Source organism: Sulfurimonas sp., from assembly GCF_029027405.1.
Taxonomy (GTDB): Bacteria; Campylobacterota; Campylobacteria; order Campylobacterales; family Sulfurimonadaceae; genus Sulfurimonas.
The window spans coordinates 72,790-85,901 of sequence record NZ_CP093396.1; the positions used below are offsets into that span (position 1 = coordinate 72,790).

The window sequence follows — 13,112 nt, forward strand, 5'->3', positions numbered from 1 at the left end:
ATTAAGATAAATTTAGAGGAAGTATTAGTAATAATAATATTTCCGATTTTTCATTAAATCTTTAGGTAGTATTCCAAACCTTTGTGCAAAAACTTTTGAGAAACTATGGATATATTTATATCCAATTTTATTTGATACCTCAGTTACATTCATATCACCTATCTGTAAAAGATGTTTAGCTTGTTGCATTCTATATTCATGTAAATATTTATAAGGTGTGGTATCAAAAAGTTTTTTAAATCCTATTTTCAATTTAAACTCATTTAGTTTTACCATTTTTGATAGTTCTATTATGCTAGGTGGATTTTGGATATTATTTAATAAAATATCTTTTGCTAAATAGAGTGCATTTATATCATAATCATCAAATTTAATTTTTCTATTTGTTTGTACAAATTTGTTTGAAAATAAATCATTAAATTCAGTATACAAAATTTCTAAAGTTTTGGAATGTATAAAAATTTTTTCTAAACTTCCTGTAAAATTTGAAAGAAAAATATCATTGGCTATAATGGCGGTTTTATGATTCATTTTTTTATTTTTAAGGAGTAGATTACAATTTTTATTTTCAAGAGATTTAAATATCTTTTCTGTTGTTTTATTTAGAGGTATATTTTGTTTAAGGAACTCTTTTTTTACAATAATATTTATACTTTGTATTGATGAGTCTTTTTTAAAATCTTCTATACCTTCTTCTCTATTTATCAAACCTATAGTTGTAAAGTTATCTTTTGATTCTATATTATAATCTGTAATTAAACTTTTATATTTATGATTTGACTTAAAATTAAAGGTTAATAAAAGACCACCTATATCTGAATTTGTTTGTATTTTTGTATCTTGATTTATAATAATATTATTTTTCATTAAAAATATATCGTCTTGTAATTTGGTTTCTAAAATAGTATTACTCTTATCACTATTTGGAAGTTCAAAGGTATGAGTATGATTAGAGTTTTTATTTTCATACAAAAGCTTATTTAGGTGATGATACTCATTTTTTGACATGATAATCCTTTATTCGTTTAAAAAGATACTCCACTCTTTTGTTTAGCATTGATTTTAATAATTATTATTAAGTATACTTGAAATTATTTAAAAATCAATTAAATAATTTTATTTTATAAGGAAAAAATCATGAAAAAGAAAATAAGTGCATCTCTTGTAGTGAGTTTGGCACTATGTTTATCGGTTGGGCATAGTCTTTTTGCCCAAGATTTAGAAGAGGTGGTTTCAAATCTTGACACCATAACAGTAACAGCAGATAAAAGAGAGGTAGATATACAAAAAATACCTACAAGTTTGACGGTATATTCATGTACTCAGCTTGAAGATTTCAATATCAAAACAGCCGAAGAGTTATTTAGTGTATTACCAAATATTCATTTAGTAAAAGCAGGACCAGCGGCTGATATAGCATCTAGTATTTCTATTAGAGGTATAAGTCAGTTTATGGCAGGTTCTCCCTCTTTTGGTTTTTATATTGATGATGTGTATTATAATGAGTATGATTCAAATCTATTTGATATCCAAAGAATTGAGTTATTAAGAGGACCGCAAGGGACACTTTATGGTCGTAATACTATTGGTGGTGTTTTAAATATTATAACAAAAAAGCCTGACAATGAATGGACTGGTAAAGTAGGAATAGGATATGGGAATTATAATACTTCACAACTTGAAGCTAGTGTTTCTGGTCCTATTATTAAAGATAAGTTACTTCTTCGTTTATCTGCTCAATATGAAAAATCTGATGGCTTTGTAACGAATAAATATAATGGAGATGATAAAATAAATAGCCCAGAAAATATTGATAGTCGTTTATCTCTTAGATATTTACCAACTGGTAGTCTTATGTTTGATTTAGGAGTAGATGCTCTTAGGTATAAAAGTGGCTATGCTGATTATGTACTTTTATCTAAAATAAATTCAAATCCACATGAGGTAGATGTAGATTATGCAGGAAATTCACTAAAAGAAGCCTACGGTGCAAATTTACGAATTCAATATGATGCAAAAGATACAAAACTTATATCAGTTACAGCAGTAAGACAAGATAACAATAAACTAGACCATGATATGGATTTTACTACGGTTGATGGTCAAAGACAATTATATCAAAGAGACTATTTTACTTTAAGTGAAGAGTTGCGTTTAGTTTCTGATAATAACACCCCTTTAGAATGGCTTGTTGGAGCTTATGCTTTAAAAGAGGTACAAGATCATAATCTTGTGTATACATTAGGAAATGATTGGGGTAGTCCTTCTTTTCCTGCTGGACAATATCCAATTACTGGTAAGACCAATACTATAGGTTTGGCTTTATTTGGAGAGTTAAGTTATACCACTATAAATAAATTTAAATTTACTACGGGTATGCGTTATGACAGAGAAAAGCAAGATTTTTACTATGATGCTCTACTAGCAGGAGGAGCAAAAGGGAATACTTCGGCAACATTTAAGGCAATATTACCAAAATTTTCTGCTAGTTTTGTAGGGGATGATAAACATATGCCATATTTGACAATCTCAAAAGGGTACAAAAGTGGTGGTTTTAATCTTCAAAATAATCAAGGTGAAAAATATGATCCTGAATATACATGGAATTATGAGCTTGGTTTAAAATTAAATTGGCTCGATAACCGTCTCTCTTTAAATACTGCTATTTATCATATTGATTGGCAAGATTTACAAGTAAATGCGTCTAATGGAATCGATTTTCTTACAACAAATGCAGGAAAAGCTACAAGCCAGGGAATAGAGTTTGAACTAAATGCAAAACCAAAAGACAATATTGAGATTGTTGCTTCATTTGCATATACAAAATCTAAATATGATGAGTATTATGTAAAAGCAACATCATCTACTGCTTCTTCTAATTTTTCAAATAAATATCTCCCTTTTGTTCCAAATTATACCTCTCATTTAGGAATGACTTATAAATTTATAAATGGATTTTATGTAAATGCTGATTATACCTATACTGGTCATGTTTATATGAATAATACAAATACATTAAAAGAAGATAGTTTTTCTTTGGTAAATGCAAAAGTTGGATTTAAACAAAAAAACTTTGAAGTAAGTATCTGGACAAAAAATTTACTTGATAAAAAATATGCAACTGTTTATACAGATTTTACCGATTCAGGAGGTGGTTTATGGGCTAGAGCTGGTGCTCCTATGACTTTTGGTATACAAACAAAATATAAATTTTAAATCAAATATATAATAGTTTGGGCTATATACCTAAACTATTACTAATAATACTTCCGACTTTTCATTAAATCTTTAGGCAAGACTTTAAACTTTTTAGAAAAAGCAGTACTAAAATTTGCAGTAAATTTATATCCTATATGTTGTGAAATTTCATTTATATTCATATCAGCATCTAAAAGTAATGTTCTAGCTAAAGTTAGTCTATAATCTATAAGAAGATTGTGAGGAGTAGTCCCAAATACTATTTTAAATCCTGACTTTAATTTAAAATCATTTATCGCTACCATTTTAGCAAGTTGCATTATACTTGGTGGATTTTGCATATTTTGTATTAAAATTTCTTTTGCTTTTTTTATAGATTCTATGTCTTGAATACTTAGTTTTAATTTTTTTGTATCTAAAAAACTATTTTGATTTATAAATAACTCTTTAAATTCAAGATAAACTAACTCTAAAACTTTTGATTGAACAAACATATCATTTAATACACCATCAAAAGGGGAATTATTTATATCATTTAATAATAATTGTGTCTGATAGTTCGTTGTTTTATGAGATAATAATTCATTGCAAATATCTTTTTGAAGTGAATTTAATAGTTTATCTTTTATCCTACCATTAGGTATATTTTGAGCTAAAAAATCTTTTTTCAGTATAATATCAATTATACTTATTTCTCCTTTTTTTATTGATGTTTTACTATTTTCATCTTTTGATAATATGATATTTGTAATATTATTTGATGTTTTTATATTTAAATTTGATATATTGCTTTTAAAATCACTTTGACCTTTGAGATTAAAACTCAATACCATTCCATCTATTGTAACACTTGAATCAGATAAGGTATCATCTTGAGATGTTATATTTGTTTTGAGTAAAAATAAATTTTTATTTATCTCTTTTTCCATAATCGTGCCAGATATTTTTTCTTTCATAAATATCATACTATTTGTTTTATCATCGTTAAATTTATACGACATATTATTTAGTGACATAAAAAACTCCATTTTTACAAATAAAAACTACATCTATCAAAGTTTTTCTATTGATTTTGATAATTGATATTGAGTATACTATAAAAGATTAAATTGTAAATTAAAGGGAAAAAATGAAAAAACAGAACAAAATAGTTTTGTCTTTAGCTACGGCACTTATTTTGACAAATAGTGTTTATGCACAAGAGACAACAAATCTAGGTGCAATAACTGTAACGGCAAATAAAGTTGAGGAAAATATAAAAAGTATTCCTCAAAGTATAACGGTGATAAGTGATGTAGAGATAGAACAAAAAGGGATAAAAAGTGTAAAAGATTTAATCAAAGAGATTCCAAATCTTACATCATCTTCTTTCTATTCTGAAACTGTAAATTTTAGAGGTATAAACACCTCCCATTTTACAAATACTAATCCAGTTGTTATTTATATAGATGGGATACCTTATAGTGATATATATGGATTTGATAAAGCAATATCAAATGTTTTAAGAGTTGAAATACTAAGAGGTCCACAAGGTGCAATTTATGGAAAAGATTCTATTGGCGGAGTGATAAATATAGTTACAAAAGAACCAACAAATCAACCAGAGGGTAGTATATCAGCTCAATATGGTACAGATAATTTTCAAGAAACTTCACTAGAATTTTATACACCAATAATAGCTAATAAACTATTTCTAGGATTTAATGGAATCATATCAAAAAGTGATGGATATGCAAAAAATAGCCATCCAAACCAAAGAGATAATGCAAATGAAAATGAAAAACACTTAGCAAATATAAAATTAATATATAACGCAACAGATAATCTTAGTATAAAATTTAGTGCAACTAATGATAAAGACACAAGATATGGGATAGAAGGAGGAATAACTTCTTCCACTAATATCAATGATTTTAAAAGAGAAGATTTTAAAAATGTATCTTATGATGAAGATATATACGCAAAAATCAAATCAAATGCACAAGCTTTAAATATAACTTATGATTTTGATGATATGACATTTACTTCTTTAACAACACATAAGAAATTGGATACAGATATAAATGCTGGATTTGATTATTCAAATAATAGTTTATATGACAATCTATCAGGATTTGAAGAACAAAGAACAAAAAATATATCTCAAGAATTTAGACTATCAAAGAGTAGTGATGGTGTTAGATGGTTGGCTGGATTGTATTATGAAACAAACAAACAAAGCAATGATAAATATGGTGGAACATTCCCAGCTTTTATGATGGGGAATCCATTTGGTACAGGAGTAAATGTACAGTTGAATGCAGTATCTCAAACAGACAGTACAACCCTAGCTACATTTGGACAAGTTGTTATTCCTTTTTCAAATGCCTATGAACTAACTCTTGGAGGAAGGTATCAACAAATCAAAAAAAAGATTGATTTAGATTATTTTATGTTACCTGCAAATACTACAGGTGCAAAAATGTACTCTTTAAATGAAAACAATACTTGGAATACTTTTTTACCTAAAGTTGCCCTCTCTTACAAGGTCAATAATGATTTAACTTCTTATTTTAGTGTAGCAAAAGGATATCTTCCAGGTGGATATAATAAATTTGCTGATAGTGGGGAAGAATCGCAAAATATGTTTGATGCACAAAAATCAATAAATTATGAGTTGGGTATAAGAGGAGATTTATTAGATAAGCAACTTTATATGGCACTAAGTGTTTTTTATATGGATATAAAAGATATACATGTTTTTACTTGGGATATGCAAACAGGGGCTAATTCTGTTTCAAATGCAGGAGAGGCTTCTTCAAAAGGCTTAGAAGTAGAATTAAACTATACTATAAATGATGATTTTAGAGTTGATAGTTCGCTTGGAATCATAGAGGCCAAGTATGACAAATACAAAGGAAAAGATGGCAATAAAATAGAGATGACCCCTTCTCATACCGCAAATATAGGATTGTCTTATTCAAATATCAATGGAATATATGGAAGATTTGATGTAAAAAATCAAGGAAAAATGTACTTTGATGATGCAAATACTATGAAAGAAGATTCATATACTACAGCAAATATAAAAGCTGGATATTTATTGGATGATTGGGATATATATGCTTATGTAAAAAATATAACAGATAAGAGCTATATCACAACAGCAACACAAATGCCTACAGGAAAAGTATTGACATTTGGTGAGGGTAGATTTGTAGGTGTTGGTGCTAGATATAGTTTTTAGTGTTTTAAATTTTTATCAGTAATAATACTTCCGAGTTTTCATTATACTTGTCGGTGTTATTCCATATTTTTTTATAAAAGCAGCACTAAAGCTAGCAGTGTATTTATAGCCTATATCTTGGGCTATTTCGCCTATACTTAGATGAGACTCAATTAATAGTTTTTTTGCATATTCTAATCTATAGTTTAAAAGAAGATTATAAGGTGTAATTTTAAAAATTTCTTTAAATCCTATCTTTAGTTTAAAATCGTTGATTCTAACCATCTTAGCAAGTTGAAGTATGCTTGGGGGATTTTTCATATTTTGTATCAATATATCTTTGGCTTTTTTAATCGCTTCTATATCATAATCATCTAGTTTTATGTTATTTACAATACTTTTTTTGTCATTAGACAAGCTAGTAAATTCAAGAAAAAGGAGTTCTAAAACTTTTGATTGTAGAGAAATATTATTAAGTGGTTCATCAAAAGAGAGTTTATAGATATCATTTAAAATAAGATTCATATATGGATCAGTTTTTTTATGAAACATAAGTTTATCGCAAGATTCTTTTTCAAGAGATGATAAAAACAAATCTTTTATCATATTATCATTTATATTCTTTTCAATAAACTCTTTTTTGACAACAATACCTATTTTATTTGAAATTCCTTTGGAAACAGAAGATATATTATGTTCATTGTTTACAATTGACATATTTGATTCATTGGCAGAAAGTCTTAAATGATGCCCTGAATTGATATTTTTATGTTCACTGTATCCAAAAAGATTATATCCTAGCATCAGACCATTTACATTTGTCGAAGATTCAATTTTGAATTCTTCTTTTACTTCAAGCTTTGATTTTATGATAAATATTTCATTATTCATATTGTGTTCAAGGATAGAACAATCCATATTATTATTTGAAAACTTCATAGTACTAGAATTATTTTCACTAAAATTATACTCCATATCGTTAAAAGACATTTAAAACTCCCTATATATATTCAAAAAATACTTTTATCAATACATCTATGTTGATTTTGATAATTGTTATTGAGTATACTCTAAACTAATTAAATTTTAAATAAAAAGGGTTTATAAATGAATAAAATAGCTTTAAGTTTAGCGGCATCTTTATTACTTACTTCAACAATAGAAGCAAAAGAATTAAGAAAATTAGACACAGTAACAGTAACAGCACAAAAAGTAGAAGAAAATCCTAAAAATGTACCTATTGCAATGAGTATTTTTGATGAATACTCTATAGAAGATAAAAAAATTGACAATATTCAAGATTTGACAAATTATGTTCCTGGATTTTATCTCTTTAATACTTCTGATAATGGTACAGCTGCTCCATCAATGAGAGGGGTTTATTCAGATTTTAGAACTGGGTCTCCTTCTGTTGCTATGTATATAGATGGTATACCTACATTAACGACAACAGGTTATAATACTTATTTGAATGATATTGAAAGAATTGAAGTTTTAAAAGGTCCACAAAGTACTCTTTATGGAAAAAATGCAGAAGCTGGAGTAATAAATATTATTACTAGACAACCTAATAATGAAACTAAAGGTAAATTAGATATTGAACTAGGTGAAGATAATAAGAAACAATTAGGATTGAGTGTCAGTGGAGCAGTTATAGAAGATAAACTATTTATAGGTTTAGCAGGTCAGTATTATGAAAAAGATGGTTTTATAAAAAACACTTATCTTGATAAAGATGTAAATGATAAAAAGCACTATTCAGGACGATTAAATTTAAGATACTTAGTAAATGATGATTTGGAACTTTCGTTAGTTGCGAATAAAGAAATAAGAAGAGATGGGGGAGGAAATTCTTCAACTGTACGGAATCCTAATCCTCATAATATTGCTCTTGATTTAGATGAAACAAATAAAATGGATACTGATTCTATAGGATTTAAAATTAATTATAATATTGATGAAAGTAGCAGTATTGAGGCAGTAACTGCTTACAAAAAAACTTCCCTTACTATGATAGAAGATTTTGACAAAACAGCAGATCCAAGTTATAAGCAACATGCTTTTTTCCCAATAGATAATAAAACTATATCTCAAGAGATAAGATATAATTTAAAAGAAGATAACTATAGCTTACTTCTAGGACTTTATGCAGATAAAAGTAGCGATAGAACACTTAATGAATTTGATACTGCTGGAGGTTTATTTATATATGGAAACCAAAAAGTTGATGGTACAAGCTTAGGTATTTTTACTCATCTGAATTATAAAATTTCAGATAATTTCTCAATACTTGCTGGACTTAGGTATGATAAAGATACAAAAAATTTAGACAATAGAGTTACTTTTGCAAAAGAAGAAAAGTCTTTTACTGAAATTTCACCAAAACTTGCTTTAAAATATAAAGTTACCAAGGATAGCCTTATTTATGCAACTATAGCAAAAGGATATAAACCAGGAGGGTATTATATTTTTGCTCCACAAGGTCAAGAGTATTATGATCAAGAGACACTTATAAGTTATGAATTTGGGTTAAAAAGTTCATTTTTTGAGAATAGATTAAATATAAATACTGCGTTATACTTTATTAGCATATCGGATAAACAAATTGTTGTACCTCTTAGTAATATAGCAAATTATATTAAAAATGCTAAAAGTGCAACTTCAAAAGGATTTGAGCTTGACCTAAGCTATATGATGAATGAATCTTTCAGTATAAACTCCTCTTTTTCTTATAATAAAGCAACGTTTGATGACTTTAAATATACAAGTTTAATCTTTGACAATCAATATAATGTAATAGGTACACAAAATGTAGATAATAGTGGAAAATATATGCCAAATACTCCAAAATACACTTATTCTTTAGGTACACAGTATAGAGGAAATAATGGGATATATGCAAATATAAACTTAAATGGATTTGGAGATTTCTATATAGATGATAGCAATACATATAAAAGAAAAGCTTACATACTTGTTAATGCAAAAATAGGTTATGAAACTAAAGACTATGATATTTATCTTTATGGTAAAAATATTTTTGATAAAGATTATAGTACACAAGAACATTATAATGCAGGTTTTATTCACCTATCAAAACCAAGAGAGATAGGTATTCAGTTGGCTTATAGATTCTAAAGTTGATGACTTAGACCAAGTGTCAACAGCGGAGTTAAAATAGGCAGTATGAAAGCTGCCAAAAAAGTAGTTTTTAGAGTCTTAATATCAGGTTAAAGCATAAATTGAACATTTTTATACGGTTACTATATTTTTGAGTAAGGATTTGAAAAATCTTTAATTTAGCGTTGACAAGTTCAACACATATACGAACTGATGCTTCTATTTTATTCTTTAATTGTTCATATTTACTCATACAAACTTTACAGCATTTTTAGTGTCTGTTTTTTATAGTTTTGCAAGAAGTCTATTTAGTAAATTATAAGAAAAAATTATTTTACACTCTCAAGACTCCCTTTCATCAATAATAGTATTTTCTACTTTTCATTAAATCTTTTGGGCGTACTCCAAATTTTTGTAAAAAAACTTTTGAAAAATTGTGTACAAATTTATACCCTATTTTATTTGCTATTTCGCTTACATTCATCTCACTTGTTTCTAAAAGGTGTTTTGCCTTTAGCATTCTATGTTCATGTATCATTTTGTATGGACTTGTATTGAAAATATTTTTAAATCCAATTTTTAATTTAAAATCATTTAATGCAACTGATCTTGAAAGTTCTTTTATGCTTGGAGGATTTTGAATATTATTTAACATAATTTCTTTAGCTTTATGAATTGCTTCTATATCGTAAGAACTGAATTTTACTTTTCCAATATTTTTTGGAGTATTGGATTCTAATTGTAAATGATTAAATTCATTTAAAAATATTTCTAAAACTTTTGATTGAAGAAATATTTTATTTAAACCTCCGCTATATTGTGAATTAAAAATTTCATTTGCAATTATTTGATTTTGTATACTTGTATTGGATGTTTTTATATTTTTAGCATTTTCATTTTTTTCAAAAAAACTTAATATTTTTTCATATATATCTATATCTAAAAAATTCTTTCTTAAAAATTCTTTTTTGAATATGATATGTAGATTTTGCAAATGTGTACCAGCTTTTATTTCATTAATGCCTTCTTCTGTTTGCATAAGATTTATTGAAGTCATATTTTTGTTTATATCTAAATTAAAATTACTTAGATGACTTTTATGTTTAACTGAACCATTTAGATTAATAGTAATCAATAATCCATCTACTTTTGAAAGTACATTTATATCTCTTGATTCTGTAAATTTAATATTACTTTTTATTAAATAAATATTATCATCAATATTAAATTCTTGAATACTATTATTCAATTCTAATATTTTTTCACTATTTATTACATTATAATTATTACAAGACATAAAATACCTCCTTAATTTATAAAAATACTAATGACAGCTATTTACTCTTTCATTTTAATATTAATTATCATTATAATAAAATAAATATAAATTAAGGATTAATTATGAAAATAGTAAACAAGTTAACTTTATCAACCATAGTTTCGATGTTGGTTTATAGTAACATCTATGCAAATGATATTAAAACTTTGGATAAATTAACAGTAACAGCACAAAAAAAGGCAGAAAACATCCAAGAAGTACCTATATCTATGACACTCCTAGATGAGATAAGTATAGTAGATAACAATATAGAACTTGTAGAAGATATAGCGGCATACACTCCAAATCTAATGTTTTTTTCTTATGGTTCCGATTCTCAGATTAGCCCATCGCTTAGGGGAATATTTTCAGATATGGAGGCTAAAACTGTTCCTATGGCTATATATATTGATGGTGTTCCCATTTTAGATGGGTGGGCTATGAATGAAGAACTTAATAATATAGAAAGAATAGAAGTCCTAAAAGGTCCCCAAGGTACACTATATGGGAAAAATGCTGAAACAGGGGTGATGAATATTCACACTAAACAACCATCAAATATTACACAAGGATCCATAAGTCTTGAAGTGGGAAGTGATAATAAAAGAAAAATAAATTTAAATGTATCAGGTGCCTTGATAGAAAATAAACTATTAATTGGAATATCTGCATCTCATTATGAAAAAGATGGATTTTTAAAAGATAAAAATACTGGGAAAACAATAGATGATAGAAAAAGAAATTCAGTTAGAGTAAATATTATATATAAACCTACTGATAATTTAGAGATATCATTTATAAACTCTATTTTAAAATATGATGATGGTTCTGTTAAAATGAGTTATGTAACACAAGGAAAAAATGATATTTCCCAAAATTTTAAAGGTTACAATAAATCACAAATTGTAAATAATGCTTTAAAAATAAAATATACAATATCTGATAGATCATATATAGAATCAATCACCACTAGAAGAAGTTTTAATTTAAAAGATGGTGATGACTGGGATTTTACAAATAATCCTGTACCTCAATATCATATGATTAGAGATACAAATACTAAATCTTATTCAGAAGAAATTAAATATATAGATAGTTTTTTAAACAATAAATTAGATTTTTTAGCTGGTATTTATATGGATGAAAAAGATGAAAATTTTGATTTTGCTTGGTCTGGCTATCCTATCGAACGAGATTTTAATGATAAGTCACTTGGGTTGTTTACGCATATCAAATATCAAATATCAAATAATTTATCTATTCTAACAGGAATAAGATACGATAAAGAGAATAAAGAATTTACAGATAAGAACAGAAATATAAAAGAAGATAGTACCTATAGTGAGATTTCACCTAAAGTTTCACTTGAATATAACTTTGAAAATAATAAAATGGCTTATTTTACTATAGCAAAAGGTTATCGTGCGGGTGGATTTAATCATAATGCACCAATAGGACATGCAAATTTAATATTTGAAAAAGAAACATTGTGGAATTATGAAGCAGGATATAAAAGTGTAATGTTAGATGATAAATTGACATTTAATACATCAATTTATTATATGGATATAAAAAATATGCAAGTCACATCAGCAATTTCACCTGCCGAAGAATATGTATCAAATGCAGGAGAAGCACATTCGCAAGGTTTAGAGTTGGAAGTAAATTATCAAATAAATGATGAATTAAATATATTTTCATCTTTAGGAGTCAATGAAACTAAATTTGATAAATTTAAAGATTTTAATGGTAATTATAAAGGAAAGACTAATCCATTTGCACCTAAATATAATTATTATATAGGAGCTAAATATAGAGCAAATGCTGGTTATTATGCAAGTGCCAATTTAAACGGCTATGGTAAAATGTACTTCGATAAAGAAAATAAGTATGAGAAAAAAGCATATACACTTGTAAATACAAAAGTAGGATACGAAACAAAAAAGTTTGATATATACATGTATGCAAAAAATTTATTTGATAAAAATCATGACTCTGTTGGTTATCATGATTCATATACAATTTATTCTGAAGAAAGAGAAATAGGCATCCAAGTTACTTATAGGTTTTAAAATTCCATTCCCATATAATTTTTTTTGAGTAGAGTAATTTTATCCCTCTACTCAAAATATTTCAGATATTTTTTATAATAGACTTCTTGCATAACCCATTATTTAACAACGAAACCTCTATAAAAGTTTACTAAACAAAATCTTTTTCGTCTTATAATTATTTATAAATTATGAATAGCAATTTTTAATCCCTTTAAAA

General features: G+C 26.6%; 8 protein-coding genes. 4 read left to right on the forward strand and 4 right to left on the reverse strand.

The window, feature by feature from the left end:
* Nucleotides 1-24: 24 nt before the first annotated feature.
* On the reverse strand, nucleotides 25-1,008 hold the full coding sequence (locus MOV42_RS00360; protein WP_324171836.1) for an AraC family transcriptional regulator: 984 nt from the start codon (nucleotides 1,006-1,008) through the stop codon (nucleotides 25-27).
* Between the two features lie 129 nt (nucleotides 1,009-1,137).
* Between MOV42_RS00360 and MOV42_RS00365 the strand changes: the two genes are divergently transcribed.
* The gene (locus MOV42_RS00365; RefSeq protein WP_324171837.1) at nucleotides 1,138-3,216 is read left to right on the forward strand and encodes a TonB-dependent receptor; all 2,079 of its coding nucleotides are present in this window, start codon (nucleotides 1,138-1,140) and stop codon (nucleotides 3,214-3,216) included.
* 41 nt (nucleotides 3,217-3,257) lie between these two features.
* On the opposite strand, the gene MOV42_RS00370 is transcribed toward MOV42_RS00365, so the two are convergent.
* Entirely contained in the window at nucleotides 3,258-4,214 is a 957-nt protein-coding gene (locus tag MOV42_RS00370) for an AraC family transcriptional regulator (RefSeq protein WP_324171838.1), read from the reverse strand.
* Between the two features lie 113 nt (nucleotides 4,215-4,327).
* On the opposite strand from MOV42_RS00370, the gene MOV42_RS00375 reads away from it, so the two are divergent.
* The gene (locus tag MOV42_RS00375; RefSeq protein WP_324171839.1) at nucleotides 4,328-6,424 is read left to right on the forward strand and encodes a TonB-dependent receptor; all 2,097 of its coding nucleotides are present in this window, start codon (nucleotides 4,328-4,330) and stop codon (nucleotides 6,422-6,424) included.
* 15 nt (nucleotides 6,425-6,439) lie between these two features.
* Here the strand turns inward: MOV42_RS00375 and MOV42_RS00380 are convergent, their stop codons facing one another.
* A complete protein-coding gene (locus MOV42_RS00380) occupies nucleotides 6,440-7,393 on the reverse strand; it encodes an AraC family transcriptional regulator (protein WP_324171840.1) in 954 nt (317 codons plus the stop codon).
* Nucleotides 7,394-7,510: 117 nt separating this feature from the next.
* On the opposite strand from MOV42_RS00380, the gene MOV42_RS00385 reads away from it, so the two are divergent.
* Entirely contained in the window at nucleotides 7,511-9,541 is a 2,031-nt protein-coding gene (locus MOV42_RS00385) for a TonB-dependent receptor (RefSeq protein WP_324171841.1), read from the forward strand.
* Between the two features lie 340 nt (nucleotides 9,542-9,881).
* Here MOV42_RS00385 and MOV42_RS00390 read toward each other — a convergent pair whose 3' ends face one another.
* Nucleotides 9,882-10,820: an AraC family transcriptional regulator gene (locus MOV42_RS00390; protein WP_324171842.1), complete on the reverse strand. Its 939-nt coding sequence runs from the start codon at nucleotides 10,818-10,820 to the stop codon at nucleotides 9,882-9,884.
* 104 nt (nucleotides 10,821-10,924) lie between these two features.
* On the opposite strand from MOV42_RS00390, the gene MOV42_RS00395 reads away from it, so the two are divergent.
* Nucleotides 10,925-12,913 (forward strand): TonB-dependent receptor, encoded by a 1,989-nt coding sequence (locus MOV42_RS00395; protein WP_324171843.1) that lies wholly within the window; start codon nucleotides 10,925-10,927, stop codon nucleotides 12,911-12,913.
* Nucleotides 12,914-13,112 lie beyond the last annotated feature (199 nt).

What these genes read in the sequence shown, in the direction of transcription:
- MOV42_RS00365 (WP_324171837.1), top strand. Translation starts at nt 1,138, where the DNA reads ATGAAAAAGAAAATAAGTGCATCTCTTGTAGTGAGTTTGGCACTATGT.
- MOV42_RS00380 (WP_324171840.1), bottom strand. Translation starts at nt 7,393, where the DNA reads ATGTCTTTTAACGATATGGAGTATAATTTTAGTGAAAATAATTCTAGT.
- MOV42_RS00390 (WP_324171842.1), bottom strand. Translation starts at nt 10,820, where the DNA reads ATGTCTTGTAATAATTATAATGTAATAAATAGTGAAAAAATATTAGAA.
- MOV42_RS00375 (WP_324171839.1), top strand. Translation starts at nt 4,328, where the DNA reads ATGAAAAAACAGAACAAAATAGTTTTGTCTTTAGCTACGGCACTTATT.
- MOV42_RS00395 (WP_324171843.1), top strand. Translation starts at nt 10,925, where the DNA reads ATGAAAATAGTAAACAAGTTAACTTTATCAACCATAGTTTCGATGTTG.
- MOV42_RS00385 (WP_324171841.1), top strand. Translation starts at nt 7,511, where the DNA reads ATGAATAAAATAGCTTTAAGTTTAGCGGCATCTTTATTACTTACTTCA.
- MOV42_RS00360 (WP_324171836.1), bottom strand. Translation starts at nt 1,008, where the DNA reads ATGTCAAAAAATGAGTATCATCACCTAAATAAGCTTTTGTATGAAAAT.
- MOV42_RS00370 (WP_324171838.1), bottom strand. Translation starts at nt 4,214, where the DNA reads ATGTCACTAAATAATATGTCGTATAAATTTAACGATGATAAAACAAAT.